Annotated in this window: 33 protein-coding genes and 2 pseudogenes; 11 read left to right on the top strand and 24 right to left on the bottom strand. The window is 34.7% G+C overall.

Annotated elements, in window-relative coordinates; all coding sequences use genetic code 11:
* Positions 1–69 precede the first annotated feature (69 nt).
* Positions 70–978 (top strand): aminoglycoside phosphotransferase family protein, encoded by a 909-nt coding sequence (locus DN392_RS22240; protein ID WP_046958208.1) that lies wholly within the window; start codon positions 70–72, stop codon positions 976–978.
* On the opposite strand, the gene DN392_RS30495 is transcribed toward DN392_RS22240, so the two are convergent.
* The 5 genes from DN392_RS30495 to DN392_RS22225 form a co-directional block, all read right to left on the bottom strand.
* Positions 975–1,136 (bottom strand): hypothetical protein, encoded by a 162-nt coding sequence (locus tag DN392_RS30495; RefSeq protein ID WP_046958209.1) that lies wholly within the window; start codon positions 1,134–1,136, stop codon positions 975–977. The genes DN392_RS22240 and DN392_RS30495 overlap by 4 nt on opposite strands.
* A gap of 98 nt (positions 1,137–1,234) precedes the next feature.
* Complete coding sequence (locus DN392_RS22235) at positions 1,235–2,008, bottom strand: hypothetical protein (RefSeq protein ID WP_064448970.1); 774 nt, start codon at positions 2,006–2,008, stop codon at positions 1,235–1,237.
* Positions 2,009–2,032: 24 nt separating this feature from the next.
* Positions 2,033–2,479 carry a flavodoxin gene (locus DN392_RS22230; protein ID WP_000041145.1) on the bottom strand — a complete coding sequence of 149 codons (447 nt, stop codon included), beginning with the start codon at positions 2,477–2,479 and terminating at the stop codon, positions 2,033–2,035.
* The gene (locus DN392_RS30490) at positions 2,472–2,642 is read right to left on the bottom strand and encodes a hypothetical protein (protein WP_001227388.1); all 171 of its coding nucleotides are present in this window, start codon (positions 2,640–2,642) and stop codon (positions 2,472–2,474) included. Before DN392_RS30490 ends, DN392_RS22230 begins: the two co-directional genes overlap by 8 nt.
* A gap of 232 nt (positions 2,643–2,874) precedes the next feature.
* Entirely contained in the window at positions 2,875–4,044 is a 1,170-nt protein-coding gene (locus DN392_RS22225) for an amidohydrolase (RefSeq protein ID WP_149238105.1), read from the bottom strand.
* 328 nt (positions 4,045–4,372) lie between these two features.
* Between DN392_RS22225 and DN392_RS22220 the strand changes: the two genes are divergently transcribed.
* The 5 genes from DN392_RS22220 to dltD all read left to right on the top strand — a co-directional run bounded on the left by DN392_RS22220 (position 4,373) and on the right by dltD (position 8,689).
* Entirely contained in the window at positions 4,373–4,519 is a 147-nt protein-coding gene (locus DN392_RS22220) for a teichoic acid D-Ala incorporation-associated protein DltX (RefSeq protein ID WP_000440293.1), read from the top strand.
* A gap of 12 nt (positions 4,520–4,531) precedes the next feature.
* A complete protein-coding gene (gene dltA / locus DN392_RS22215) occupies positions 4,532–6,046 on the top strand; it encodes a D-alanine--poly(phosphoribitol) ligase subunit DltA (protein WP_000770515.1) in 1,515 nt (504 codons plus the stop codon).
* Complete coding sequence (dltB, locus tag DN392_RS22210; RefSeq protein ID WP_000127922.1) at positions 6,043–7,209, top strand: D-alanyl-lipoteichoic acid biosynthesis protein DltB; 1,167 nt, start codon at positions 6,043–6,045, stop codon at positions 7,207–7,209. Before dltA ends, dltB begins: the two co-directional genes overlap by 4 nt.
* 68 nt (positions 7,210–7,277) lie before the next feature.
* On the top strand, positions 7,278–7,517 hold the full coding sequence (gene dltC / locus DN392_RS22205) for a D-alanine--poly(phosphoribitol) ligase subunit DltC (protein ID WP_000807307.1): 240 nt from the start codon (positions 7,278–7,280) through the stop codon (positions 7,515–7,517).
* Positions 7,514–8,689 carry a D-alanyl-lipoteichoic acid biosynthesis protein DltD gene (gene dltD / locus DN392_RS22200; protein ID WP_001030275.1) on the top strand — a complete coding sequence of 392 codons (1,176 nt, stop codon included), beginning with the start codon at positions 7,514–7,516 and terminating at the stop codon, positions 8,687–8,689. The genes dltC and dltD overlap by 4 nt, the downstream gene beginning before the upstream one ends.
* A 17-nt stretch (positions 8,690–8,706) precedes the next feature.
* On the opposite strand, the gene DN392_RS22195 is transcribed toward dltD, so the two are convergent.
* The gene (locus DN392_RS22195) at positions 8,707–9,801 is read right to left on the bottom strand and encodes an NAD(P)H-dependent flavin oxidoreductase (protein WP_000495247.1); all 1,095 of its coding nucleotides are present in this window, start codon (positions 9,799–9,801) and stop codon (positions 8,707–8,709) included.
* Positions 9,802–9,916: 115 nt separating this feature from the next.
* On the opposite strand from DN392_RS22195, the gene DN392_RS22190 reads away from it, so the two are divergent.
* Positions 9,917–10,837, top strand: a complete 921-nt coding sequence (locus DN392_RS22190) for a S66 peptidase family protein (RefSeq protein WP_000640097.1) — start codon at positions 9,917–9,919, stop codon at positions 10,835–10,837.
* Between the two features lie 27 nt (positions 10,838–10,864).
* On the opposite strand, the gene DN392_RS22185 is transcribed toward DN392_RS22190, so the two are convergent.
* The 3 genes from DN392_RS22185 to DN392_RS22175 all read right to left on the bottom strand — a co-directional run bounded on the left by DN392_RS22185 (position 10,865) and on the right by DN392_RS22175 (position 12,387).
* The gene (locus DN392_RS22185; RefSeq protein WP_000435201.1) at positions 10,865–11,263 is read right to left on the bottom strand and encodes an SseB family protein; all 399 of its coding nucleotides are present in this window, start codon (positions 11,261–11,263) and stop codon (positions 10,865–10,867) included.
* 85 nt (positions 11,264–11,348) lie between these two features.
* A complete protein-coding gene (locus DN392_RS22180) occupies positions 11,349–11,903 on the bottom strand; it encodes a cysteine hydrolase family protein (protein WP_064471036.1) in 555 nt (184 codons plus the stop codon).
* A 10-nt stretch (positions 11,904–11,913) separates the two neighbouring features.
* Positions 11,914–12,387, bottom strand: coding sequence for a carboxymuconolactone decarboxylase family protein (locus DN392_RS22175; protein WP_139057178.1), 474 nt, complete (start codon positions 12,385–12,387; stop codon positions 11,914–11,916).
* Between the two features lie 63 nt (positions 12,388–12,450).
* Between DN392_RS22175 and DN392_RS22170 the strand changes: the two genes are divergently transcribed.
* Positions 12,451–12,903, top strand: coding sequence for an Lrp/AsnC family transcriptional regulator (locus DN392_RS22170; RefSeq protein ID WP_001175492.1), 453 nt, complete (start codon positions 12,451–12,453; stop codon positions 12,901–12,903).
* Positions 12,904–13,003: 100 nt separating this feature from the next.
* Complete coding sequence (locus DN392_RS22165) at positions 13,004–13,186, top strand: DUF3913 family protein (RefSeq protein ID WP_000707104.1); 183 nt, start codon at positions 13,004–13,006, stop codon at positions 13,184–13,186.
* 29 nt (positions 13,187–13,215) lie between these two features.
* On the opposite strand, the gene DN392_RS22160 is transcribed toward DN392_RS22165, so the two are convergent.
* The 13 genes and pseudogenes from DN392_RS22160 to DN392_RS22095 all read right to left on the bottom strand — a co-directional run bounded on the left by DN392_RS22160 (position 13,216) and on the right by DN392_RS22095 (position 23,728).
* Positions 13,216–14,229 carry a CPBP family intramembrane glutamic endopeptidase gene (locus DN392_RS22160; RefSeq protein WP_149238104.1) on the bottom strand — a complete coding sequence of 338 codons (1,014 nt, stop codon included), beginning with the start codon at positions 14,227–14,229 and terminating at the stop codon, positions 13,216–13,218.
* A gap of 202 nt (positions 14,230–14,431) precedes the next feature.
* A complete protein-coding gene (locus DN392_RS22155) occupies positions 14,432–15,208 on the bottom strand; it encodes an ABC transporter permease (RefSeq protein WP_064471039.1) in 777 nt (258 codons plus the stop codon).
* A complete protein-coding gene (locus DN392_RS22150; protein WP_000528796.1) occupies positions 15,208–16,110 on the bottom strand; it encodes an ABC transporter ATP-binding protein in 903 nt (300 codons plus the stop codon). The genes DN392_RS22155 and DN392_RS22150 overlap by 1 nt, the downstream gene beginning before the upstream one ends.
* A gap of 14 nt (positions 16,111–16,124) precedes the next feature.
* On the bottom strand, positions 16,125–16,919 hold the full coding sequence (locus DN392_RS22145; protein ID WP_000647931.1) for a hypothetical protein: 795 nt from the start codon (positions 16,917–16,919) through the stop codon (positions 16,125–16,127).
* Positions 16,916–17,614 (bottom strand): ABC transporter ATP-binding protein, encoded by a 699-nt coding sequence (locus DN392_RS22140; protein ID WP_000137729.1) that lies wholly within the window; start codon positions 17,612–17,614, stop codon positions 16,916–16,918. The genes DN392_RS22145 and DN392_RS22140 overlap by 4 nt, the downstream gene beginning before the upstream one ends.
* Positions 17,611–17,991: a GntR family transcriptional regulator gene (locus tag DN392_RS22135; protein ID WP_000687513.1), complete on the bottom strand. Its 381-nt coding sequence runs from the start codon at positions 17,989–17,991 to the stop codon at positions 17,611–17,613. Before DN392_RS22135 ends, DN392_RS22140 begins: the two co-directional genes overlap by 4 nt.
* A gap of 113 nt (positions 17,992–18,104) precedes the next feature.
* Complete coding sequence (gene nrdF, locus DN392_RS22130; RefSeq protein WP_149238103.1) at positions 18,105–19,088, bottom strand: class 1b ribonucleoside-diphosphate reductase subunit beta; 984 nt, start codon at positions 19,086–19,088, stop codon at positions 18,105–18,107.
* A 93-nt stretch (positions 19,089–19,181) separates the two neighbouring features.
* Positions 19,182–20,501, bottom strand: a pseudogene (locus tag DN392_RS22125) (ribonucleoside-diphosphate reductase subunit alpha); the annotation flags it as partial.
* Positions 20,502–20,598: 97 nt separating this feature from the next.
* Positions 20,599–21,360, bottom strand: coding sequence for a group I intron GIY-YIG endonuclease (locus DN392_RS22120; RefSeq protein ID WP_088321672.1), 762 nt, complete (start codon positions 21,358–21,360; stop codon positions 20,599–20,601).
* A 243-nt stretch (positions 21,361–21,603) separates the two neighbouring features.
* Positions 21,604–22,368 (bottom strand): annotated as a pseudogene (locus tag DN392_RS22115) (ribonucleotide reductase N-terminal alpha domain-containing protein); the annotation flags it as partial.
* On the bottom strand, positions 22,355–22,714 hold the full coding sequence (gene nrdI / locus DN392_RS22110; protein ID WP_000634376.1) for a class Ib ribonucleoside-diphosphate reductase assembly flavoprotein NrdI: 360 nt from the start codon (positions 22,712–22,714) through the stop codon (positions 22,355–22,357). The pseudogene DN392_RS22115 and the gene nrdI, both read right to left, overlap by 14 nt.
* A 476-nt stretch (positions 22,715–23,190) precedes the next feature.
* The gene (locus DN392_RS22100; RefSeq protein ID WP_000502194.1) at positions 23,191–23,508 is read right to left on the bottom strand and encodes a hypothetical protein; all 318 of its coding nucleotides are present in this window, start codon (positions 23,506–23,508) and stop codon (positions 23,191–23,193) included.
* A 25-nt stretch (positions 23,509–23,533) separates the two neighbouring features.
* Positions 23,534–23,728 (bottom strand): hypothetical protein, encoded by a 195-nt coding sequence (locus DN392_RS22095; protein WP_000356682.1) that lies wholly within the window; start codon positions 23,726–23,728, stop codon positions 23,534–23,536.
* 245 nt (positions 23,729–23,973) lie between these two features.
* Between DN392_RS22095 and DN392_RS22090 the strand changes: the two genes are divergently transcribed.
* Positions 23,974–24,552: a GNAT family N-acetyltransferase gene (locus DN392_RS22090; RefSeq protein ID WP_000619525.1), complete on the top strand. Its 579-nt coding sequence runs from the start codon at positions 23,974–23,976 to the stop codon at positions 24,550–24,552.
* 37 nt (positions 24,553–24,589) lie between these two features.
* Here the strand turns inward: DN392_RS22090 and DN392_RS22085 are convergent, their stop codons facing one another.
* Positions 24,590–25,192, bottom strand: coding sequence for a histidine phosphatase family protein (locus tag DN392_RS22085; protein ID WP_000703107.1), 603 nt, complete (start codon positions 25,190–25,192; stop codon positions 24,590–24,592).
* Positions 25,193–25,280: 88 nt separating this feature from the next.
* Positions 25,281–25,436, bottom strand: coding sequence for a hypothetical protein (locus tag DN392_RS30485; protein WP_002108675.1), 156 nt, complete (start codon positions 25,434–25,436; stop codon positions 25,281–25,283).
* A 264-nt stretch (positions 25,437–25,700) separates the two neighbouring features.
* Here DN392_RS30485 and DN392_RS22080 point away from each other — a divergent pair, with 264 nt between their 5' ends.
* Positions 25,701–25,886, top strand: coding sequence for a YkvS family protein (locus DN392_RS22080; protein ID WP_001165081.1), 186 nt, complete (start codon positions 25,701–25,703; stop codon positions 25,884–25,886).
* Positions 25,887–25,905 lie beyond the last annotated feature (19 nt).

Below are 25,905 nucleotides of genomic sequence, written 5' to 3'. Positions count from 1 at the left end.
TTTAACATATAGAAAGAAAATTCTGATATAATAAGGTAGAACAACTTAACTTAGAAACGAGGAACAATTATGGACTCTTACAAACAGTATATAAAAGAAGCTTTGCCTAATCTTTCTATACATTCATATAAACAAAATGAAGAAGGCTGGGACAATGTAGCGGTTATAGTAAATGAGGAGCTACTGTTTCGTTTCCCTCGAAAACAGGAATATGCAACGCGAATTCCGTTAGAAAAAGAACTATGCACACTTCTCTCTTGTTCACTACATGAAATTGAGGTTCCAAAGTACCACCTATTCTATGAAAAGGATACTGATACTATCCCCCTTTGCAGTTACTATACTCTCATTCATGGTGAACCGTTAAAAACAGAAATAGTTAATACGCTAGAGAAAAAAGAACTAAAAGCACTTATTACACAATTAGCAACTTTCCTTGTGGCTCTACATAGTATTCCTTTAAAGCGTGTGAAAGCATTAGAATTCCCTATAGAAAAAACACTTACCTACTGGAAAGAGCTACAAGCTAAGTTAAATCAGTATGTTACTAACAATCTTACTTCGTTCCAGCAATCATCTTTAAATCGTTTATTCGAAAATTTCTTTACATGTATCGATACAGCCATTTTTCAAAATACAATTATTCACGCTGATTTTACACATCATCATATTTTATTCGATAACCAAAATAAAACCATTTCAGGAGTTATTGATTTCGGTGATGCTCAAATTGGTGATCCTGCTTTTGATTTTGCTGGGCTATATTATGATTTCGGACATGAATTTACTACATCAGTATATGAACAATACAGCACGCTTATTTCACACCATGATCCATTACTCATTCACCGCATCACGACCTTTTATCAATACAGTCCTTTATTACATAATATGATTTATAACTTTGAAACAAAGAATGAACTTGAATTTCTAGCAGGTACAGAAAAACTGAAAGTAATACTACAGGGCCGAGATTAAATTCTCTCCCGATATTCTCTCTCTTCATACATCATTAACTTTTTATCCATTTCAACAATGATTTGATACAGTTGAAACGCTTGTAAAATTTGCAGTTGAATTCCAAAAGGAGCATTCTGTTCTTTTAACCATTGAAATACTTTCGTTTCATCTTTCATTGATTATTCCTCCCTTTATTAAAATCTGCTACAAATATACGTTAAATGATGAAAAGCTTTTCATGTCAATAACAAAAAAGGATGCAAAATTGCATCCTTTAATGTACGATATTTTTCTTCTGCTTCGCTTCTTTCTTTACTTCTTCCCTTTGGCATTCACTACGAAACGCACAACTCATACACTCAGAACGAAAATGACGCTCTGTATAATGCTCAGGTTGTTGCAACATTTCTTTCATTCTAGATAAATCAGCCATGCCAGTTATAATATCTTCCTGTTTCGGAATGTACTCATACTTAGTTCCTTCTATTAAATTAATAACTTCAATTTTTCCTGGAAGAATATCGAAAGCTTTATAACTGAATACTGTCATTAACTTTTGACAAAGAGCAAGCATTTCCTCATCCGCATCGACAACATACTTTTTAATTACAAACGACTCAGTACTCCACTCACCAACTTCTAATGTCAATGACATGTGGACGCCTAACTCTTCCATATATGTTTGAAATTTTTCATATAAAAATAATGGCGGTGTCTGACTATCATCTCTTTCAACAAACTGTAATAAGTGATCCGTTAACTTCGCTAACACAATATAATACTCCGTCTTCGAAGCGAACATATTAATCCTTACTCTTTTCCAATACTTTTCTATTAATATTAAAAGTACGATTTTCGTTTGTTGGCCTGCGGGTAGTGTGTAATACTCGTTAATAATTTGATTCACAATCATTTGTGCAATTTGTTGCCATTCAAATGAAGAAGGTGCTCTTCTTTTTATATGACGAAAATAAAATTTATGCGGACAACGCATAAAATCATACAAATGATAATCTGTCATCGTTTTGATTGCGATTTTCTCGTGCACTTGCTCTTCATCTCCCTTCTGCCATTAAGAAAGGTGTTTCACGAATTCAGCTCCAAACTGTAAACATTTTTCTACATCTTCATCTTCTGGCGTTAATTCTACTTTTAGTCCTTCTAACACAACTGCAGCTCCGCGCTCTTGTAGCTTTTCGATTAAAATGTCAACCGCCACGCCGTATTTCGGATAAGCTGAATCACATGACCCGAATACTGCGGCCTTTTTCCCATTTAAATCAATAGAATCCATTGCGTCATAAAAATCTAAGAAATCATCAGGAAGGTCACCATCTCCCCACGTGTAAGCACCTAAAATAATTCCATCATACTGTTCTAGTATAGAAGCTTCTGGTGAGTCCATAATATCGATCACTTCAATTTCATTTTCTGTTTCACGAATTGCACCCGCAATATGGTCAGCCATTTCCTCTGTATTTCCACTCATACTTGCAAAAATCATTACTAACTTACTCAACTGAATCTCTCCTTTTACCTTGTATCTCTTTTTCTGTTGGAAGTGTACTCTTCTCATCTATATATTCAGATCGAATTACATTTCGTTGCCATTCCATATGCTGATCAACATCTTTATTTTTATCTTTTAATCCCCTCCGAAGAAGGTGAAATTTTTTTCTCATTAACATGTCGCATCCATTCTATTGATAATAATTATCAATTTCAACTACCCTTAGATTAATTGACAGTGATTATCAATGTCAATAACTATTTTTAAAAAAATGATTAAAATGTACAAGCTTGTCCGTTAGCTATTCATATACTATAAATGAGCATAGTTCTTTCTCAGCCCTCTCTGACGGAAAGAAATAAAAGCAACTGCGATAGAGCGCAGTTGCCTTTTTTTATACTTTTCTATGATTTTAGTAGTCTTATCGCTGTCTCTACAAATAATTCCACTCCATAAATTAAAGCTGATTCGTCTACATCAAATTTTGGATGATGATGTGGATAACAAGTATCTATCTTTTCATTCCCCGTCCCCAATTTAATGAAGCAACCCGGTGCCTTTCTTAAATATGCTGAAAAATCTTCTCCTCCCATAGAAGGTTCCAGCTTTACAACACGCTCATTCCCAAACAAATGTAGTGCACTTTCTTCTACTACTTTCGTAATATATTCATCATTAATAACCGGATCATATCCATATCGATACGTATATGTATACTTTCCTCCATGTGCCTTTGTAATTCCTTTCACGATTTGCTCAATTTTCTCTTCTGCTTCTATTCTTAACGCTTGATTAAAAGAACGCACAGTTCCCATTAAAGTTGCTGCATTAGGAATAATATTATCAGCCATTCCCCCATGAAACTGCGTAACTGAAACAACTCTTTGCATGAAAGCACTTGTATTTCTTGATACGATATGTTGTAAATTTGTAATAATCTGCGCTCCGATAGCAATAGGATCTATCGTTTCTTCTGGCCTCGCCGCATGCCCTCCTTTCCCTTGAATTTCAACTGTAAATACGTCTGGTGCCGCCATCATCGGTCCATATGCAATTCCGATTTTCCCGCTCTCCAATCCAGACATAACATGTAAACCTATTACATAATCAACACCATCCATCACGCCTGCCTCAACCATTTCTTGTCCCCCGCCAGGATATACCTCTTCTGCGTGCTGAAAGAAGAGATGAATCTCACCTACGAAATCTTCCTTTATATTTGATAGCACCTCTGCTGTACTTAACAAAATAGCTGCGTGAGCATCATGCCCACATGCATGCATCATTCCTTTATTCACAGACGTATAAGATTTCCTTGTCTCCTCTTGAATTGGTAAAGCATCTATATCAGCTCGAATCGCAACTACTTTCCCTTGTCCCGTCCCTCTTTTAATTGCTAGTACACTATATTCCGTCGGTCTCGTTACTTCTAAAGAAGAAAACGAGCATAATGTTTCATATATAAATTGTGAAGTTTCTTTTTCATGAAATGATAATTCCGGATATTTATGAAAATGCTGTCTCCATTTAATAATGTTTTCTTCTGAAATAAGATCCTTCCACATCCTCTTCATCAGAAATTCCTCCTCTTATGAAACTTTAACAATTCATACATTAACTATGAAAAACTCAAACAAATATTACATTTCTATACATTCTCCCAGACCACTTTTATACATTCACACAATCCACTTCCTATTTACATGTCAAACCCGTTACAAATTCATGCTGAATGTAATATAATTGCTAAGTTAGGGATTTTCTTTTTTAGTATTTAGTGCTAATATCAGAAAAGAGCCTTTTGACTTATTTTTACCTAAAATGTGGAATTTTGTTTTTTTCACAATAATGTAGGACATGATACCTACAAAGAGCTATCATTTCATTAAGAGAGGGAAAGACATGGAAAGATTAAAAGAGATATGGTCTCGACCACTCACACAATGGGTTGCAAAGACGGTTTATTACCTTGCAATTTTATTTGCATTGCTTTGGTTGTATGGATTCCATGATACAAACACAAGTACATTTATTTACAACGAATTTTAGGGTGGGAACGTTATGAAGTTATTAGAACAAATTGAAAAGTGGGCTATTGAAACGCCTGATCAAACTGCTTTTGTTTGGCGAGATGCGAAAATTACGTACAAACAATTAAAGGAAGATTCTGATGCGTTAGCACATTGGATTTCTTCTGCGTATCCAGATGATCGTTCACCAATTATGGTGTATGGTCATATGCAACCTGAAATGATTATTAACTTTTTAGGATGTGTAAAAGCTGGACATGCTTATATTCCTGTAGATTTATCTATCCCAGCTGATCGTGTACAACGTATCGCTGAAAATTCTGGTGCGAAACTACTTTTATCAGGAACTGAAGTAACTGTAACTGATTTACCAGTTCGCATTGTAAGTGAAGACAACTTAAAAGATATTTTCTTTACTCATAAAGGGAACACTCCAAATCCTGAACATGCGGTAAAAGGTGATGAGAACTTCTACATTATTTACACATCAGGAAGCACAGGTAATCCAAAAGGGGTTCAGATTACTTATAACTGCCTTGTAAGTTTTACAAAATGGGCTGTAGAAGATTTCAACTTACAAACAGGGCAAGTATTCTTAAACCAAGCACCTTTCTCATTCGATTTATCTGTCATGGATATTTACCCATCATTAGTAACAGGTGGTACACTTTGGGCAATCGATAAAGATATGATTGCACGTCCAAAAGACTTGTTTGCTTCTTTAGAGCAATCGGATATACAAGTATGGACTTCGACACCATCTTTCGCAGAGATGTGTTTAATGGAAGCATCTTTCTCTGAGAGTATGCTACCGAACATGAAAACATTCTTATTCTGCGGTGAAGTGTTACCAAATGAAGTAGCTAGAAAATTAATTGAGCGTTTCCCGAAAGCGACAATTATGAATACGTACGGTCCAACAGAAGCTACTGTCGCTGTAACAGGTATTCACGTTACAGAAGAAGTGCTTGATCAATACAAATCACTTCCAGTTGGCTACTGTAAATCAGATTGCCGCCTTCTTATTATGAAAGAAGATGGTACGATTGCACCTGATGGTGAAAAAGGTGAAATCGTAATTGTCGGTCCAAGCGTAAGCGTTGGATATTTAGGAAGCCCTGAATTAACAGAAAAAGCATTTACTATGATTGACGGTGAGCGCGCCTATAAAACAGGTGATGCTGGCTATGTTGAAAATGGTCTTCTATTCTATAATGGTCGTCTTGATTTCCAAATTAAGCTGCATGGTTATCGAATGGAATTAGAAGAAATTGAGCATCACCTTCGTGCGTGTTCTTACGTAGAAGGAGCAGTTATCGTTCCAATTAAAAAAGGTGAGAAATACGATTATTTATTAGCGGTTGTTGTTCCTGGGGAACATTCATTTGAAAAAGAATTCAAACTAACATCTGCAATTAAAAAAGAACTCAATGAGCGATTACCAAACTACATGATTCCACGTAAATTCATGTATCAATCTTCTATTCCAATGACACCAAATGGAAAGGTAGATCGCAAAAAATTATTGAGTGAGGTTACAGCATGACCGCATATGGATCATTTTATTTTTTCGCTATAGTGGGCATTTTATTAATACCTACTATCATAGCTGGATTAAAAGGTAAAATGTTGCGTAAATATAATGCCGTTTTAACATTAGTCATGATTGCTATTATCTTCTCGGATAAACCGAAGCAAGCGATTATGTTAGCCGCATTTATTATTTGGCAATATGCCCTAATTAAAGGCTATTTAATTTTAAGAAAACAAAATAATAGTACATTCATGTTTTGTATAGCTGTTATTTTATCGATTTTGCCACTTATTTTGGCAAAAATCGCACCATTTGTGCCTGAATTACATTTTATTGTTTTCGCAGGTATGTCTTACGTAACATTTAGAGCAGTACAAATGGTCTTTGAAGTTCGTGATAATTTAATTAAAGAACTTTCCTTCTTTAATTTCTGGGAATTCGTTTTATTCTTCCCTGCGATTTCAAGTGGACCTATCGATCGTTACCGTAGATTCCAAAAAGATATCCAAAAGCCACCTAGCGCTGAGGAATATCAAAAGTTACTATATACAGGGCTTAACCGTATTTTCCAAGGTTTTCTGTATAAATTTATAATTGCGCACTTGATAACAACATATCTTGTAAAGGCAGTATTCGCCAATCAAGATACACTTTTATCTAATGCTATTTTTATGTACGCTACTAGCATGCAATTATTCTTTGACTTTGCAGGTTATAGTGCATTCGTAATTGGTATCAGTTACATGATGGGAATTAAAACTCCTGAAAACTTTAATAAGCCATTCCTTAGTCGTAACATTAAAGACTTCTGGAACCGCTGGCACATGAGTTTATCATTCTGGTTCCGTGATTTTATTTACATGCGTTTCGTCTTTTTTGCAACGAAGAAAAAGTTAATTAAAAACCGCTACACAATTTCGTATATCGGTGCATTTTTAAACTTCTTCATCATGGGAATTTGGCACATCCAAGGAAGCGCTGTTGCGCAGTATGTTATTTATGGTCTATATCATGCCGCACTGTTTATTTTATTCGATATTTTCGAGCGAAAAAACAAGAAGCATAAGTTTTGGCCAAACAATAAATTTACACATGTCCTTGCGATTGTAATTACGTTCCACGTTGTATGTTTCGGTTTCCTAATTTTCTCTGGACACCTTAACAGATACTTTTAATGCACCCTTCTTATACTAGTAAGAAGTTGCACATATAATATATTTCGGATATAAAGGAGATTTTAAAAATGGCAGAATTTAAAGATCAAGTATTAGATATTTTAGAAGAAGTATGTGAAAACGATATTGTGAAAGAAAACTTAGATGTTCAATTATTTGAAGAAGGTATTCTTGATTCTTTCGCTGTAGTATCTTTATTAGTTGAATTCCAAGAGCGTTTAGATATTGAAGTTTCTATTTCTGATTTTGACCGTGACGAGTGGGCTACACCAAACATGGTTATTAAGAAGTTGGAAGAAATCCGATGAACAAAGCAAAATTTGGTCCGATGCTTTTAGCATTGGCCCTTTTTGCTGTATTCTTACTTATTCCAACGCGCTTCCTACTTCCACTTTTAAGTGATGAAAAAGTAGAACAAGCTGCCACTTCTTTAAAAGAAGAAAAGATTCAAAGTATGATATTACAGCAAAAGATGTTAGCAGACCCGAAATACCTTCCGATGTACGGTTCATCGGAATTCGCACGTATGGATGCTTTCCATCCATCAAATTATTTCAAAGTAAAGCCTGAAGGGTTCACACCATTCCTACTTGGACGCGGAGGAACACAAGACCTTGTACATGTGTTAAACTTTGCATCTACTATGGATCAATTGAAGGATAAAAAAATGGTATTCGTTCTTTCTCCTCAATGGTTTGTACCACAAGGTATTGATGAAACACACTTTGCACCTAACTTTTCAAAACAACAAGGCTATCACTTGCTTTTCAATGATGACTTAAAGCCTGAAATGAAAAAGCAAATTGCAAAACGTTTATTAAACTTTGAAATCGTCAAGAAAGAAACTTTACTAAAAATTTCGCTTGAAGGTATCGTTTATGATGATACAAAGCATAAAGTAAAAGCACTTGCTGCTAAACCTTTCGCTTATATTTATCGTAACATTTTAGATCGTAAAGATTTATTTACAGCAATGTTTGATATTAAACCGCATAAAGAAAAACTTGACCCTTCATTAAAACAAATGAATTGGGACGAGGCTCGTAAACATGCAGATCAAACTGGTGCAGTAGAATCAGGTTCTAACGAATATGGTATCGAAGATGATTACTTCAACAGCAAAATCAAGAAGAAATTAAAGCAACGTGAAGGCTACTTAAAAAATGATGCTTATGATCAATCGCCAGAATATGAAGATTTACAAATTGTACTTGATTTATTAAAACAATCTGGTGCAAAACCACTCTTCATTTCTGTTCCTGTAAAAGGTCCTTGGTACGATTACGCTGGCTTCCCGAAAGAACGTCGCGAATTGTACTACAAGAAAGTTCATGAGCAAATTGAGAAAGCTGGCTATCCAATTGCCGACTTCTCAAATCATGAGTATGATAAATACTTCTTAAAAGATCATATGCACTTAGGTTGGAAAGGCTGGGTTTATATCGATGAGGCCATCCAACAATTTTATAAAGCAAACTAATGAAAAGACCACTTGAATTATTCAAGTGGTCTTTTTCTATAAATATTTTGTAATTGTTCGATTACGTTCTCTGCTTCTTTCATAACTCGCTCCACTACATGCTGAGCTGATTCTATTCGTGCTAATGATGACGCTTGCCCTGCCCAAAGCGACATGTATTCTCCTTTATTTTGTTTTGCTGCTTCTTGGCGTATTTTAGAGGTTAATACATTTTGCACTGGATACATCGGAAGCCCTTCTTCTTTCCCTTCATGTCTCTCTATAAATTCATTACGAATACCCCGCGCATATTTCCCGGAAAACGCACGGGTCACAGTTGTACTCGTATCTGTACTATGTAAAACTGCTTCTTTATACACATCATGCGTAATACTTTCTTCACTCGTTAAAAAGGCCGATCCCATTTGAACAGCTTCTGCCCCCAGTGAAAATGCCGCAACAAGCCCTTGTCCGTTCATTACACCACCTGCTGCAACAATTGGGATATGCGGGACTGCTGCTACTAACTGCGGAATTAATGCAAACGTCCCAATCATAGCGTCCTGTTCTTTCCCAATAAACGTTCCTCTATGCCCTCCTGCCTCACTACCTTGACCAACAATAATGTCTACTCCTAATTCAGCAAGCACCCTCGCCTCTCTCACATGAGTAGCTGTTCCTATGACTTTTATTCCTCTTCTTTTTAAGTCATCTATTTCTTCTTTTTCTAACGTTTGAAATGCAAAGCTAACGACTGGTACGTTTTCTTCTACTAACACTTGTAATTGTTCTTTATAGCTTTTGGGGAGCTTTATCGTCTCTTCTTCCTCTATACCGAATTCTCTATTCACTCCGCTAAGTAATACCTTTGCCAAGTTTAATTTCTCTTCTTCTATCTGTATCTCTTTCGTTAACAGTAAATTAACACCGAAAGGCTTATCAGTTCGTTCCCTTATTTTATTAATTGCTTCACGAATTTGCTCAGGGCTCATATAGCCTGCTCCAAGCGTTCCTAGTCCTCCGCTATTACTTACAGCTGCAACAAGCTCAGGCGTCGTAATCGCACCTGCCATACCTGCTTGAATGATGGGATACTTAATTTGTAATAGATCTATTACGCGACTTGTAAACATCATTTCTCCTCCTATTCCCCTTATATCTTCTTTATTTGACAAACTTTCCCCTTCTTTTACAAGGGTTGAACTTCATAGGAAGCGAATATATTGAAAGGGAAGGAGGCTAAAAACAATGATATATCCAAATGCGTTACAACAAGGTGATACAGTAATGGTTATTGCACCGTCCGGCCCACCAACAATTGAAAATGTATTAAAAGGGGTAACCCTATTACAAGAAATGGGTTTATCTGTAGTAATCGGGAAGAGTGTTTATGAGAAATATGGATATTTAGCTGGAAGTGATCAAGTTCGGCTCGATGATATACATGAAGCATTTACAAATAATGAAGTAAAGGCCATTTTCTGTGCACGAGGTGGTTACGGAAGTGCTCGTCTCCTCCCTCACATTCAATATGAAATCATTCAGCAGAATCCAAAAATCTTTTGGGGATATAGCGATATTACAGCTTTACATACGGCCTTTTCACGTTATGCAAAGCTTGTTACTTTTCATGGTCCAATGGTTGAAGAACTAGGTAAAGGTGTAGATTCTCTTTCTTTATCTTCTTTCAATCAACTATTCCATCCGTATTCAACCATCTTATCTGCTTCAGAATGTATCGTACCTACCTCTCCATGTACAGTTACAGGCACATTGGCGGGAGGAAATTTAACTGTATTAACGAGTATAATTGGCTCACCCTATGAGATAAATACGGCTAATAAACTTTTATTGCTTGAAGACATTGGGGAAGAACCGTATCGCATTGACCGTATGTTAAATCAGCTACTTTTATCTGGCAAGTTTAATGAATGTAGCGGTATTATTTTTACAAGTTGTCACGACTGCACTCCTTCTAAACCATCTCAATCATTGCAAACAATACTATATGAATATTTCGCACCATATCATATACCTGTTCTATTCGGTTTATCGATTGGACATATAAGCCCAAACATTGGGATTCCTCTTGGAGCTACAGCGACAATAAATACAAATAATAAAACACTCTCTATTTCTTCTGGCGTAGCCAATCCGTATTCAAATTAAAAAGGAAAAGCGATTCCGCTTTTCCTTTTATTTATAATAATTAAAAATTCGTCCAGATGCGATATCTGCAACTTCTTCTGGAATAAATGTTTTACTTATATCAGTGCCAACATTTAATACTGCTGTAGCATCTTTCTCAATGCTACCAAATAATTCTTTTCCACGTATCGTAATAAGGGGCGTTCCTTCTGGCAACACGTCTTTTACAAATTCCATTTGCGTAAAGAACGGAACAATCCATCTACCCTCTCCTTGGAAATGACGCAAACGAAGTATTCCTTCTGTTGCCCCGTCCTCTGCTTCTAGTGAACCAGCAACATAAAACTCAGTAGATAAGAGCAATTCATAAAATTCCTTTTGCTTCTGTTTATCGTCCCCTGCTACAACAAGTACTTCTTCTATTCTCTTTACCGGAATTTGCTCCATATGATGCCACCCCTATTTCAAAATGATTGTACTTAAATTATACGAAATATTCTTATTTTTTTCTACATAATTCGCAATTATTTTCTTAAAATAATTTTAATGCTTCTTTTGTCGTCACAATCGTAGCAAACTCTTCATGTAAATTTACAAGTGTCATATTGTGAATATCCTCTGCATTATACTCTTTACCATCTAGACCTTTACGGTTAAAAGTAGCCGTTGCATCACTCACTAAATACGTTGTAAATCCTAAATTTCCTGCCATTCGTGTCGTAGTCTCCACACAATGATTTGTCGTTAATCCTACAACCACTACTGCATTACATTTGTTCTCTCTTAATTGCTCTTCTAAATTTGTCCCAATGAACGCGCTGTTAACGAATTTCTGAATAACCACTTCACCTGGTAGTGGTTGCACCTCTTCTTTAAAGTTTACCGTTTCCGCTCCCTCATAAAACATCGACTGAGCATTTTCTTTATTTACATGTTGAATATGAAAAACTGGTCGTTTCCTTTTTCTCCATTCTTCTAATAACATTCTCATGTTTTCTTCAGCAAAAAGATTATTTCTCTGGCCCCAATATGGTAACCGAAATGCCTTTTGTACATCAATTATGATAAGTGCTATTTGATTCATCATCATTTTCTCCTTAACTCGGCTGTAATTGAAACAGAAAACCAAGTTGTTGCGACGCAGTAATAAAACAAATATAAGCGCAAAGCTCTACAATTTCTTTTTCCGTCCAATATTGTTTCAATGCATGAAACATATTATCATCTATTGCCTTTTTATCATGAACAAATATATGTGCAAAAGTAACTGCTACACTCATTTCTTCTACCTTTTGCATATCATCAGGTCTTCCTTTTGCCATACAGTACGGACATTCATTCCCGTACGCTAATGTTCTCCTTACTTGCTCCTTCAACTCTGCCGAGAGAGTTCCCTTATTATACAGCGTATCCTCTACCGTACTCCATGAATGTAATAGATCCGGATTATGGCCTAATAACTTTTGAAACTTTGTATCTCCTACATTTGATAATGAAATTCTCTCCATCATTTCCCCTCCTATTTCTTTCTGTTTTATTGTAAAATAAATAAAGTTCACTTTACATTTCATATGAATCTTAATTTATATTTTTTCTTTACAAAAATTATTATTTTACTGGAGGTATATTTACAAATGCAACTAGATCGTGTTGATCGAAAAATTTTAAATGAATTATATAATGATAGTCGCCTTTCCATGCGTGAATTGGCGAAACGAGTAAACTTATCTGCTCCGTCTACTGCAGAACGTGTTCGTAAACTTGAAAGTGAAGGCGTGATTCAAAAATACACAATCGATATCGATTATAAAAAAGCAGGACTTGTTTTAGATTGTATTTTAGAAATCACTTTAAAAAATGGTGATACAACACGTATGCAACAGTTTATTCAGTCTTATCCATCTGCAAGTTTTTGCTACCGAGTAACAGGAAGCTTATGCTACATTGTAAAAATTTCTGTTCCTTCACTCGTTGAACTTGAAGATTTTATCAATGATGTTTCCTCATATGCAACGACTGTTTCTCATATCGTATTATCAGAAGTATCTCTTACTCCTGATATTGAACATATCTTCCCAGAAGATTAATTTATTTTTATTCATAAAATATAGAAAAACCCCTTACAATAAGAATAAAAATAATATATTATGTATTAAAATACATAAAGTTCGAGAAAGGGGCTTTACATTGAAAATCTGGTTTTATGAAAAAACGGCACAATTAGATGACTTGCTTGGCATTTGGGACAATGTTCCGACTATCCCTCGAATTGGTGAAAAAGTTGAGATTTTAAAAACAGTCCGTATCGTTACAGATATTAAATATGTAAAGAACGGTAATAATTTTCGTGTAGAAATTATTACAAATTAAAAAGTAGCTCCTTAGGAGCTACTTTTTAATTATCTATCAAGTGCTTTCTTTATAACGATTTTATCTTCTTCTACAGATACTGTTACATAATCATTTTCTTCTAATCGAAGCTTATTTACTGCTTCATCTGGTAGCTCTACAGCCATCAATCTATCTGTTACGATCACTTGACTATACACTTCATTTTCTTGTAATGCACTCACCACTTTTTCCTCATTTATAAAGCGTACTGGTGGCACACCTACTTCTTTTACTGTACGCCATTGCTTCCAAACGTAAGGAATTAACCAAAGTAATCCAACAACTGTCAGACCAATACCGATCCATAAATTACTTTGCGCTTGTAATTCAAGAATTGAAATTGCACTACTCTCTTCTCCACCGACAAATTGCATACTTGTTGCAATCAAATTATTTAGAGCGTGTACAGCGATATTCGTCCATATATTTTTCTTCTTTATGTATAAAAGACACATTACAATACCAAACATAAATGCACCAATAACATCAAAATGTCCTAAACCAAAAATAAGTGAAGATATGATTACAGCTTTTTTAATTCCCCATTTATAAGCCATTCGCTGTAAAAAGAAGCCCCTAAAAATAACCTCTTCCATAATAGGTGCTAATACACATGCTGAAATGAAAGTAAATATCGTCATATATATGTTACTCGTATTAATAACATTTACGTCTTCTAACATGGTAACTAAGAAATTCGGTAACGTATGTGCTAATATGTAAAATTGAATATGAGATATACCAACTGAAAAAATCATTCCCATTATCGTTGCTAATACAATTAATCCCCACGGTAAACGTCCTGGCTTATCAAAAAAACTGTTAAATACAACATTATTTTTATTTGTTTTTACGTATAACCAAAATAATGGAAATACAAAAAATACAGTTATTTGTGAAATAACCTCTAGCGCATTCTCAGAAACATTTGCTAGATCTAATGGAATCATCGTAAGGAACAACCCTATAATCATCCATCCAAAAAAACTGCGTAGTCTTATGCGTGAAAATGCATAATGCATGTAGAACACCCCCAAAGATAATAAAAACAAATGGTCTGATAACTAAATTATAATTTGGATATAGTCGAAATTCCTCCTATTTTTCTCAATTACTTTCAAACAACATATCTCTTAAAATACCATATCACTGTTCTTCAAGCTGCCATTTAGGAGGAGGTTATGTAATAAAAATCCCCGTTTTTACAAGCGGGGATTTCTTTTATTATAATACGTCACGTTTTTGGAATAATGCACTTGATGCTATTAGCAATACAACAAAGTATGCAGCTACAAGTAATAATGAAGTTGTAAATGTAAACTCTGCAAATGTTGGTTCCATTCCGCCACTTACTAATTTATTGCTATCGTACACACTTAAATTTAAATGGAAAAACACTACAAATTTCGCTACACCTTTTGCAAACATCATTAATACCATATTAATTGCTCCTTGTAAAAAGAAGAGGAACATCGTAATAATCAATGGTAATACAGACTTTCTAAATACGTTTGCTAAGAAAAATGCAAGCGTCGCAAAGAAGAACGGTGAAAGTACTTGATATAAAGTAGATTTCATTACGATTCCTACCGTTAATTCTGTTTTACTACCATCCATTACAATTCCGCCAATAATCATTGCAATTAACGTGCTAGCAAATATGATACATACTATAGTAAGTAGCACTGTAATATATTTAGAGAATAAAACTGTAATTCGTTTTCTTGGACGGATTAATAACTGCTTAATTGTACCTTTTTGGAACTCATCAGTAATCATACGAGAAGCAATCGTAATCCCAAAAATTGTTGCAAACAAAGTAATTAAACCAATCTCTGAACTTGCAAAATCTAAATATGATCCTTTAAATTCACTTCCGTCTCCCCATTTCAGCATCGCTAAAACTCCCAAAATCTCCAATATTGCAATTACACCAATTAAAATATACATACCTTTTTTCGCATGTAACTTTAAAAATTCATTTTGAATTAATTTAAACATTACGCTTTCACTCCCCCTGTAATCGCTAAGAACTCATCCTCTAACGTTTTATTTTGAACAGTAACTCCGTATACAAGCACATCGTCATTTACAAGTTTTTTTACAAGTTGTGGGATTTCTTCTTTCATTACAGATACTGCAATTATATTTCCTTGCGCCTTACCTTTAATGATTTCATTTGCTTTCTGTACTTGATCTACTTCAAACGCTACAACTACTGTCTCATCGTGTTTCGCTTGTTCATGTAAGTTGTACTCTTGCACAAACTCACCTTGCTTAATAATAACGACGCGATCACACATGAGTTCAATTTCACTTAATAAGTGACTTGATACGATTACAGCAATATTCTCTTCTTTCGCTAAACGTTGTAAATAATCACGAATTTGGCGAATACCAGCTGGATCTAATCCATTTGTCGGCTCATCTAAAATTAAGATTTTTGGCTGATGAAGTAATGCCTGTGCAATTCCTAAACGTTGTTTCATACCAAGTGAATATGTTTTCACCTTTTTATGAATCGCATGCTCTAATTCAACAAGCTTTACAATCTCAGCAATGCGCTCTTTACTAATTGGTGTAATTGCCATATTCGCAAAATGCTTTAAGTTTTGCATTCCAGTCATATAATCATATAGTTCAGGATTTTCTACAATCGCTCCAATTTGCTCTAGCGCCTTTTCACGCTCCGTGCGAATACTATGACCACAAATTGTAATATCGCCCTCTGTCATTGATATAAGACCTGTCATCATACGAATTGTCGTCGTTTTACCACTACCGTTCGGTCCAAGAAACCCGTACACTTCCCCTTCGCGAACTTCAAATGATAAACCGCGGATAATTTCCGTTCCACCAATCTTTTTTCGAACATTCTCTAACTTTACTACTACGTTTCCCAATGTCGATTCCTCCTTTAGACTTCTAGTTTTTTATCGATTATGCGACCTGTTATATAAACAAGTAGAACAAATATACCGATTGAAAAAGTAAGACTATATAAATTCATAAGTCTTTCTGGATATAGTATGAGATTCATATCCGCTGATTCATCTATATAAACTAATTTTTTAATAAAAGTAGGTATAGGCGCAAGTCGGCCCAGCATTTCATATATCAGATTGATTACTTTCGTTACTAGTAAAAATAGGAAGAAAATAATTACGTACTCCATTTTTTTCTTTTTCAAAGAAAATACTTTCACACCAGCTACTGTAAAAAGTAAGACTAACAATATACTTGATAAATTAAATACATATAACACGCTACTAAATAACTGCTTTACCATATCTAGCGTAAGTGTACTTTCGGTAAATAACAATTCATGGAGTTCTGTACCTTTTATTACTTTCATCGAGATACTATAGAAAAACATAGCACCTATTACTTCAAAACACATTAAGCTAATTGCTGCATATGACAATATTGCTAAAACAATTTTTTTACCAGATATCGGTGTTAACCGAAATAATTTACTTTCAGTCATTTTCCCAAACGCAGACATCGCCTGCAGAAATACTAATACCGCAAAAATTAAATAAACTAAGAATACTAAAGCAATTGTAATCATTTGCCTTACTTCTCCTGATTCTTGTTTAATATAATTCCCCATACTTACAAAAGCGACAGCTGCAATAAATATGAATGACAATAACGAAATGAAAATTTGTTTTTTATTCGCATTGTACATATATATTAAACTGGCCTTCATCTACTAAACACCTCCTTAAACAAATCCGTAACAGCTTTTCCTCGTTGGAAACGTAATTCTTCTACATTTTCATGCAGTACACTTTCACCATCTTTTAAAAAGATTACTTCGTCAAAAATATTTTCCACTTCTCCAATTAAATGTGTTGCAATTAAAATCGTACAATCTTCGCGATAAAACTGTAAAATAAGTTCTAATACGTGTTCTCTAGAAACAAGATCAATTCCGCCAAGCGGTTCATCTAGTACGTATAACTTTGCTTTCCTCGAAAATGTTAAAATAATTTGTAGCTTTTCAACCATACCTTTTGATAAAGCTGTAATTTTTTCTTCTAACGGTATTTTAAATTCCGCAATCGTATCTACCGCTTTTTGAATGTCGAAGTCTTTATAAAAATCTCGATAGAAGAATAAAGAATCTTTTACCGTCATCCAATCATCAAATACTGGTTTATCCGACATAAAAGAAACAATTTCTTTCGTTTCTAATCCTACTTTTTTACCAGCGATTGTAATACTGCCTTTAGAAGGATGCTGCAGACCGGCAATCATTTTCAATAACGTCGTTTTCCCACTCCCGTTATCTCCAACGAGTCCTATAATTTTCCCTTCCGTAATCTCTATGTTTAATTCACGGATCACTGCTTTTAATCCGTATCTCTTCCATAAGTTTTCTATTTTTAATAACTCTGTCATTCGCTCTCCTCCCTCTTCTCATGTAATGAAGAACGAAGGATTGTAAGAATTTCTTCTTCTGAAAAACCTAAATTGTCCATTCCATCTATAAAAGAATGAAGTAATTCTTTCGCCATCTCTTTTCGCAGCTCCATAATTTTCTCCCCTTCATTCGTTACATATCGTCCCATTCCTCTACGCGTTACAACAACCCCATCCCGTTCTAGCTCTTGAAATGTACGCTGAATCGTATTTGGATTTACTTGTAATTCACTCGCTAATTCACGTACAGAGGGAATTTTATCACCAGGCAATAAATGTCCTGTTACGATTTCTTTTTTTATGTATTCCATTACCTGAATGTAAATTGGTGTATTTGGAGAAAACTCTATTTTCATTTCTTCCCTCCTTTTGTATCGGTGTACTAGTTAAATAATACACCGATACAAAAGGATTGTAAATACCCATTTAATTACAAAAAAGTTCTATCCAGCTAATGGATAGAACTTTTTTAACGAAAATCGTTATATGAAAATAATAGTGTTATGTCAGCATAACATTTCGAAACGTTCGTTGCTTTTACGTAACCATTCCCTTTTACAGAGAAGAAATCATGGTTTTTCGTATCTGTACGTAAACCATTTAAAACGATTGGGTTAATTTCTTCTTCTTCAAACTTCGGCTCAAGTCCTAAGTTCATAAGTCCTTTATTCGCATTGTAACGAACGAAACGATTTACATCCTCTACAAGACCGATAGAAGTGTAAATTTCTTCTGTGTATGCCATTTCAATTTCATATAGTTCCATTAATAACTCTTGTGTTTCTTTTTGCACTTCTTGTTGATCTTCTGCAGAAAGTTCTGCGAAGAGTTGTTGTGCTAAAATACCGACGAATACGCCGTGGATTGACTCATCACGAATTATTAGGTTAATAATCTCACCACTTGCCGTCAATTTACCTTGACCTGCTAAGTAAAGTGGGTAGAAGAATCCACTATAGAATAAGTAACTTTCTAAAAATACACTTGCTACCATCGCCATGTATAACTCTTTTTTCATTACTTCAGGCTTTAATAAACGACGATAATAACTAGTAACAATACCAGCCTTTTTCTCAAGTAATGGATGTTTATCTACCCATTCAAAAATATCATCGATTTCTTCTTCAGTAGCTAACGTTGTGAAAATATGACTGTAACTCTTCGCATGTACTTCTTCCATAGCTCCCATGAAAGCTAATACACTTTTCGCTTGTAAATTTTCAAGATGAACAAGTACAAGTGGCATCCCTTCGCCACCTTGTTTCGTATCTAAAAGTGTTAAACCACCTAATACACGCTTATAAGCAATTTGCTCTTCTTTTGATAATTGCGCCCAAGTATTTTTGTCAGAAGACACTGCGATTTCTTCTTCTGTCCAAAACTGAGCGATGTTTTGCTTCCAAAACATTAAACTAAAATCATCTTCTTTTTTGTTCCAGTTTACCGCACGCATTCAATCGCCCCTTCTCTAAATAAACATGAAAAATTGATAACTAAGCATGAGCAGGGTTCAGAAAACCCTGCTCATCATGTCTCACTTTTTATATTAAACGGTACAAGCCACGCACTCTTCCACGCTTAATTTACGTGTTCTCGTATAATACAGACTCTTTAAGCCTTTTTTATGTGCATAGATGTAGTAACGTGCTAATTCACGTGTTGAAATATCACTATTAACGTAAAGAATTGTACTAATTCCTTGGTCAATATGTTCTTGAATTTCTGCGATTAAATCAATTAATTTAAACTGATTCATATCGTAAGAAGATTTATAGTACCAGAACGTATCTTTTGATAAATACGGCATTGGATAATATGTTGTCGCATTCGCATATGTTCTTGATTCGATTTGACTTACGATTGGCATTACGCTTGAAGTTGCATTTTGAACGTAACTGATAGATTGTGTTGGAGCAATAGCAAGACGGTATGAATTATATAATCCATTTTTCTTCACTTGCTCTTTTAAACTTGTCCAATCTTCTTTTGTTGGAATATGAATTCCATCAAATAATTGCTGAACTTTTTCAGTTACTGGGCTGTAATCTGTCGTTTCGTACTTTTCAAAGTATGTGCCATTCGCATAATCAGACTTATCGAAGTCTTTAAATGTTTCGCCTTTTTCTTTAGCGATTTCCATACTTTTCTCAATAGAGTAGTAATTTAACATCATAAAGAATGTACGAGCGAACTCTTTCGCTTCTGCACTTTCATATGCGATTTTGTTTTTTGATAAATATCCGTGTAAGTTCATTGCGCCAAGTCCAACTGAATGAAGCTCATCATTTGCTTTTTTCACAGTTGGTGCATTCGGAATGATCGTCATATCAGAAACAGCTGTTAAAGCTTCCATTCCCGCATGAACGGCTTCACGAATTTCTTTATTTTCCATTACATTCACGATATTTAACGATCCTAAATTACAGTTAATATCACGACGGATAATATCATCTGTACCATAATCATTTATTTCAGAAGTTTCTTGAAGCTGGAAGATTTCTGTACATAAGTTCGACATCTTCACAGTTCCAATATCCTTCAATGGATGTTGATTATTTGCATTTGATTTAAACATTAAGTATGGGTAACCAGACTCAAGCTGAATCATAGCGATTTTAATAAGCATATCACGTGCACTAATATCTAGCGGCTTCTTCTTCACTTTCGGATTGCTCATTAATTCATCGTACATTTCATCGATATCAATATCATCTAAATGCTTTCCGTATTCTTTATACACCGTATAAGGCGCGAAAACATGGAAAGGTTCGTTTTTCTCAGCTAGCTCAAAGAACTTACTTGGCACGATAATTCCGATTGATAGAGACTGAATACGGCTCTTCTCATCAGCATTTATTTTTTTGGTCAACTCGTCTTCATATTTCTATGAAGGTTGGACTATATCATCAACCTGTAACTGGTTGCCTTGCACTTCGACTGGTACCTATTTCCAGCCTACTCTACTAGCTTTCGTCTAATGACGTGCGTTCGATAGTCTCTACACCTTCTTGAAAGTATTGATAATTAGGAAAGTTATTGGATAGTACTCTATATTTTATCGTATTAGCAGGCACATTAAACGCTCGGCCGGCTTCCGCTAAAGACTCATAGTAAATGTCATTTATAACAATTGGCTTTTTTTGTTTTTCTCTTCCAGAATTATATTGGTTTTTTTGAGCTTTACTTATCTTCATACATGTTTCTTTTGTATGTTTTTTACCTTTACGAGACCTAGACATTTTGTCTTTTGTTTCATCAGTATGTTTTCTACCGTGAAATCGTTTAGTAATCTTAGATCTCATATTCTCCATATGTTGAGGTTTATCATACCAATAATTATTAGGACCAGTATTAATTTCAGAAAGAAATTTTTTTACTTCCTTTGAGTGAGTTTTCCCATACATATGGTTCTTTTCCCCACTCAACGCCCCACCTCTAGCGATGGGATGTCCGTTGTAGCAATACTGTTTCCCATAATATTGACTTAGTAAACTTTGCTCTATCTTATGAAGAATGTTCTTATCATCTGGTAACTCGATTATCCCTTTAAACTCAAATTTATTCTCACCATATAAATTCCAGGCTGCTTGTAAATGTTTACTATGATGCCGATTAGCATTCAATTGATTTCTATGAGTTTTAAATCGTACTTTAAAATTATTAGAACTACCAATATAAAACTTCCTATTTTCCTTATTAATTATCAAATAAATTCCACAGTTCATGGAATCTCGCCTCCGGTGAATATAAGATTCCACTTCACCCAAGTAACATTTCTTTCAAGCTTGGCACGGTATTACCTGCTATCCATGTACATGGACCGTAGGCTCTCTTAGTCAGCTTCTTCGCGGGTTCTTTTTCTTTTACCCCTTATTCAACTGATACCGTTAGCCGCTACTGCGACACCCTATTGGTTAGGTTCACAAGGTTTTCTCATACACATTACTGCGTAGAGGGACTACCAATTAATCCAAGAATTCAATAATATCCCAATGGAAAATGTTTAAGTATACTGCGCCGGCACCTTTTCGTTGCCCTAGTTGATTCGCATATGAAAACGAATCTTCAAGTAATTTCATAACAGGTACTACACCACTTGCAGCGTTATCGATACCTTTAATTTGCTCACCGCGTGCACGTAGCTTAGACAAGTTTAAAGCTACTCCACCGCCGATTTTTGATAATTGCATTGCAGTATTAATGTTAAAGCCGATTGAATTTAAGCTATCATCCATCTCTAACAAGAAACAAGACACCATTTCTCCTCTTCTGCTTCGTCCCGCATTTAAAAAGGTTGGTGTCGCTGGTTGGTAGTTTTGTTTTACAATCATGCTTGCGAAGTGTTTTGCCTTCGCAACATCACCGCGTCCTAAGTATAATGAAACAATTGCTACACGATCTTCATAGCTTTCTAAGTATTGTTTTTGATCATTTGTTTTTAACGCATAATCTTTGTAGAACTTAGATGCCGCCATATAGGATTGGAACTCGAAGTTTTCACCATAAGCGATGTTATATACCTCTTCTACTTCCTCCAAGCTATACTCGTCCAGAACGTTGTAATAGTAATCATATTCTTTCATATACTCCATTCGCTCTGCCACGCTATTAAAATGAACGGTATTTTCTCTAGCTTCTTCCATAAAGACTTCTAATGCCTCTTTATCTTTATGAAGCTGATAAAAACCGTCCTGCATTTGCGTGATTTCATTATTCAGTTCAATGTGTCGCAATCTCCCGCACCCTTTCCTTAAAATATTCTACATCATTATTTGTTCCTGATAACTCAAATTTTGATACAATAGGCACTTCATATTTAGCAGAAATTTTGTCAGCACTTGCACCGAACATGTCTCCCCAGTTACGATTGCCGCTTGCAGATACGCCTTTTAATTTTTCATTATTGCGCTCTAAAAATTCTAAAACACGTTCTGGTACATTGCCAAAACCTGTTGTATACGTAATTAAAACAAAGTCTTCATCTATTACTAGATCTTCACCAATTTGAACGGCCGGCATATTTAATTTGTGAATGAAACGCTTCACGTTTCCTGTCATAGAATCATATGCAACTATCATTTCCGACCCTCCCTCTCCAATCTATACTCTCTGTATGTTGTTTCTTGTTTTCTCTATATATTGTATTACGTTTCAAAATAAGACACAAGATATATGTATAAATTCTTTCTTTTTTTAAATTTTACTTTTCGACAAGACAGTCGATTTTTTTCAATACAATGACTATGAAACAACATTCTAAAACTCATGTCAATAAAGTGCTTTTCAAAAAAGTTGTCAACGAATTTAACCTTATTTTTAAAAAAGTTACCAATATATTTTGTCATAAAACGGCAAATGCTGGAGGAATATATTTCTCCAGCATCACGCAAAAAAGAACAGACATGAAACGATAATCTGTTCTAAAAAACGATTACATTTATCAGTTTTACTTTATTAAATATTATACATATACTTTCGGTTCGCGTTACATACTAAAAGATAACTATTATAGAAAAAGATTATTATTATGGAAATTCAACTTATTTATGAAAAGATTATTCTGAGTGCTCAATGCGCAAAATATCTTTTACAAATATATGATGTGGATTTTCATCTTTATCAATCATTGTACATACAGGAGCTTCTTCATCAAAGTACACAATCATTCCTTCTACGTACTGATATGTATGTTGAACTTGTATGGTTACTTTAATTTCTATAGCCTCTTCATATGCTCTTTTTATTTTCTGAAGCATTTTTGCCGAACACTTTCGTTTCTCTGGATACATGACCATCCCCATAAACCTATTGCCAGCTCTATCTTTCCACATATAATCCCAATGCGGTAATATGCCTTGTTTAAAATCGCCCATAATTCTCCTCCCTATATTCTTCTAGTTACGAACGTGGCGTTTCTGAATATGTATAAATTACTTGTCCGCCGCGCTGTGCGTTCCCAATAATATGTTTAAAATCTTCTCGACTTACTACAACTTCTCTGAACGTATAAAATACATCTTTCGTAACAACATACTCCTTTATTTCACCATTTTTCAGCTGATCCAAAATTGCATTTGCTAATTCTTTATCCATGTATTTCACCTCTATGCAATATTTTATTTTATCGTATATTCTATAGGTCAACAACTGTAAAATTATCCAGGTGCTATACCTTCATTTCATTTTCATTATTTCGCAAACGATATCACTTTACTATATGTCCACTAAATATCATATACTAACATAGCTACTTCTCTATATCAAACATTTCGACATTCAATTATGCAAAGTTCTATACCACTATGTTACACTATATAAATAAAACTAGGAGGGATACTATGATTCGGAAAGCAAAAAAGACAGATGCGAAGGCAATTGCACCTTTATTATATAACGCTCTGCACGAAATTGCTGAAAAAATCACAGGCAGCACAGTTGAGACAGAAGTATTACTAGGACTTGAAACATGGTTCTCAAAAGAGAGAAATCGACTGAGCTATGAAAACTGTTTTGTATATGTACAAGACGGGGTTGCAGTTGGGGTTATTGTCGCTTATCACGGTAGTGAAGCAACAAGTCTTGATGCACCAATTGTACATTACTTAAGAGAATTACATAAAGATGAATCAATTACATTAGAAAAAGAAGCTGAACTTGATGAATATTACATTGATACATTATCAGTTTCAAGTGCATATGGCGGAAAAGGAATCGGTTCTCAATTAATTGAAGCTGCTGAAATCCATGCAACTGAAAAGGAGCATGAAAAAATCGCATTACTTGTTAATTTAGAAAACAAACGTGCCTATTCACTATATGAAAAACTAGGTTATAAAAAAGATAAAATCGTTATGCTTGTAGGCGAACCTTATGCACATCTCGTAAAAACATTAAACATTAAAATTTCTATATCTTAAAAAGAAAGCACACGATTTATATATAAATCGTGTGCTTTTATGTTAATTTTGTATTTAATATATTTCCATCCATCGCTTCGTGGAATGTATAGGTTGTACATCCCCATGGCTTCCTATGTAAAATAGGAGCACCAGACCATCCCATCGCTCTCAGCTCCGCACCAACCATTGCATTAATGTAATTATGACCTACAAGAGCAATACTTCCATGTACGAGAGCATAACGGTGTAATAAGTAAGCCGCTTGCCTCGCCCTCTCTCTTACTTCCTTATAAGACTCAACACCTTTATGGTAACCAAGTATCCATAATGTTCGCCCGATAAACATCCATACGTTAGGTTTACATTTCAACCATGTTGGAGCATAAAAATTCGTCGAAATTTCAGCTTCCCTAAAAAGAGAATTTTGCATAAAAGATAAAGAATTCATTAATTCAGCTGCTGACTGTATAGCACACCTTTGATCACTCGTTACAATCAACTTTGCTGCTTCAATCGCTTCCATTGTTTCCATTGGTATAGGTGCTTTTTCTGTTATAGCATGTAAGTCATATCCTTTCATCCATTCATGAAAGGATGTAACCGTCATTGGTTCTATAGTACGATCTAAGCGGCCATGACGAATAAAAGAAATCTTCATTCTTTCCACTCTCCATTCATCACTTACGAACTCTATTATGTACTATTTTTAAATATCATACCACGCAAAAAAAGAAAGTTATACACCTTTACTTATCCCCGCCACTCTCATGTGTGACCCCAGCATGTATACCATCCATCCCATCAAAATATGTAGTCGTTTCATGATGACGAATCTTTTTTAAATTTATATAAGAAAATACAAATAAAGTTAATGCTATAACACTCCCCACAAATTCAAACATCATTTTACCGCCTCTAATTTCCCCCACTTTAGTAGGTTATTGTATATTTTTCATTATACCCCTATATAAAGATGCACGCATTAAACCGTTCTTTTTTTCTAATAACTTGGGGTTCTTGCATATTTTCTTACAAAATGTGAATATTTTTCGAATTTTTACTTTGGAAACATTTACAAACTAGACAATATGGTTCAAAATAAGAGGAAATAAAAAAAAAACCAAAATTATTCTTTTTTTGGAAAACTGTAACAAGGAGAGTTGCTTATGCAGATCGCAGAAACTGGAGATATCATTGAATTTAAAGGTGGAATGCAAGGCCGTGTTCAAAAAGTAAATCAAAACTCCGTTATTGTAGATATAACAATTATGGAAAATTTTAGAGAACTAGATATGGAACCTCTTACAGTTGTAAGTCATAAAAACTATACTGTCATTAATCAAAATGCATAATATAATAGAAAGAAAGGAT

It is taken from the genome of Bacillus sp. BB51/4 (genome assembly GCF_008368845.1).
Lineage (GTDB): Bacteria > Bacillota > Bacilli > Bacillales > Bacillaceae_G > Bacillus_A > Bacillus_A wiedmannii.
The sequence above is the reverse complement of the archived record's forward strand: the minus strand, read 5'-3'. Positions and strand labels throughout refer to the sequence as shown.

Excerpts from the sequence above, each read along its gene's own strand:
- nrdI (WP_000634376.1), bottom strand. The coding sequence starts at position 22,714 with ATGATAGTTGCATATGATTCTATGACAGGAAACGTGAAGCGTTTCATT.
- dltC (WP_000807307.1), top strand. The coding sequence starts at position 7,278 with ATGGCAGAATTTAAAGATCAAGTATTAGATATTTTAGAAGAAGTATGT.
- DN392_RS22085 (WP_000703107.1), bottom strand. The coding sequence starts at position 25,192 with ATGAAGATTTCTTTTATTCGTCATGGCCGCTTAGATCGTACTATAGAA.
- DN392_RS22195 (WP_000495247.1), bottom strand. The coding sequence starts at position 9,801 with ATGTTTACAAGTCGCGTAATAGATCTATTACAAATTAAGTATCCCATC.
- nrdF (WP_149238103.1), bottom strand. The coding sequence starts at position 19,088 with ATGCGTGCGGTAAACTGGAACAAAAAAGAAGATGATTTTAGTTTAATG.
- DN392_RS22160 (WP_149238104.1), bottom strand. The coding sequence starts at position 14,229 with ATGCATTATGCATTTTCACGCATAAGACTACGCAGTTTTTTTGGATGG.
- DN392_RS22095 (WP_000356682.1), bottom strand. The coding sequence starts at position 23,728 with ATGGATAAAGAATTAGCAAATGCAATTTTGGATCAGCTGAAAAATGGT.
- DN392_RS22145 (WP_000647931.1), bottom strand. The coding sequence starts at position 16,919 with ATGAAGGCCAGTTTAATATATATGTACAATGCGAATAAAAAACAAATT.
- DN392_RS30490 (WP_001227388.1), bottom strand. The coding sequence starts at position 2,642 with ATGAGAAAAAAATTTCACCTTCTTCGGAGGGGATTAAAAGATAAAAAT.
- DN392_RS22090 (WP_000619525.1), top strand. The coding sequence starts at position 23,974 with ATGATTCGGAAAGCAAAAAAGACAGATGCGAAGGCAATTGCACCTTTA.
- DN392_RS22225 (WP_149238105.1), bottom strand. The coding sequence starts at position 4,044 with ATGAAGAGGATGTGGAAGGATCTTATTTCAGAAGAAAACATTATTAAA.
- DN392_RS22170 (WP_001175492.1), top strand. The coding sequence starts at position 12,451 with ATGCAACTAGATCGTGTTGATCGAAAAATTTTAAATGAATTATATAAT.
- DN392_RS22175 (WP_139057178.1), bottom strand. The coding sequence starts at position 12,387 with ATGAAATGTAAAGTGAACTTTATTTATTTTACAATAAAACAGAAAGAA.
- DN392_RS22135 (WP_000687513.1), bottom strand. The coding sequence starts at position 17,991 with ATGAAAATAGAGTTTTCTCCAAATACACCAATTTACATTCAGGTAATG.
- DN392_RS30485 (WP_002108675.1), bottom strand. The coding sequence starts at position 25,436 with ATGTTTGAATTTGTGGGGAGTGTTATAGCATTAACTTTATTTGTATTT.
- dltD (WP_001030275.1), top strand. The coding sequence starts at position 7,514 with ATGAACAAAGCAAAATTTGGTCCGATGCTTTTAGCATTGGCCCTTTTT.
- DN392_RS22190 (WP_000640097.1), top strand. The coding sequence starts at position 9,917 with ATGATATATCCAAATGCGTTACAACAAGGTGATACAGTAATGGTTATT.
- DN392_RS22240 (WP_046958208.1), top strand. The coding sequence starts at position 70 with ATGGACTCTTACAAACAGTATATAAAAGAAGCTTTGCCTAATCTTTCT.
- DN392_RS22140 (WP_000137729.1), bottom strand. The coding sequence starts at position 17,614 with ATGACAGAGTTATTAAAAATAGAAAACTTATGGAAGAGATACGGATTA.
- DN392_RS22120 (WP_088321672.1), bottom strand. The coding sequence starts at position 21,360 with ATGAACTGTGGAATTTATTTGATAATTAATAAGGAAAATAGGAAGTTT.
- DN392_RS22180 (WP_064471036.1), bottom strand. The coding sequence starts at position 11,903 with ATGATGAATCAAATAGCACTTATCATAATTGATGTACAAAAGGCATTT.
- DN392_RS22155 (WP_064471039.1), bottom strand. The coding sequence starts at position 15,208 with ATGTTTAAATTAATTCAAAATGAATTTTTAAAGTTACATGCGAAAAAA.
- DN392_RS22185 (WP_000435201.1), bottom strand. The coding sequence starts at position 11,263 with ATGGAGCAAATTCCGGTAAAGAGAATAGAAGAAGTACTTGTTGTAGCA.
- dltB (WP_000127922.1), top strand. The coding sequence starts at position 6,043 with ATGACCGCATATGGATCATTTTATTTTTTCGCTATAGTGGGCATTTTA.
- DN392_RS22080 (WP_001165081.1), top strand. The coding sequence starts at position 25,701 with ATGCAGATCGCAGAAACTGGAGATATCATTGAATTTAAAGGTGGAATG.
- DN392_RS22220 (WP_000440293.1), top strand. The coding sequence starts at position 4,373 with ATGGAAAGATTAAAAGAGATATGGTCTCGACCACTCACACAATGGGTT.
- DN392_RS30495 (WP_046958209.1), bottom strand. The coding sequence starts at position 1,136 with ATGAAAGATGAAACGAAAGTATTTCAATGGTTAAAAGAACAGAATGCT.
- DN392_RS22100 (WP_000502194.1), bottom strand. The coding sequence starts at position 23,508 with ATGGGCGATTTTAAACAAGGCATATTACCGCATTGGGATTATATGTGG.
- dltA (WP_000770515.1), top strand. The coding sequence starts at position 4,532 with ATGAAGTTATTAGAACAAATTGAAAAGTGGGCTATTGAAACGCCTGAT.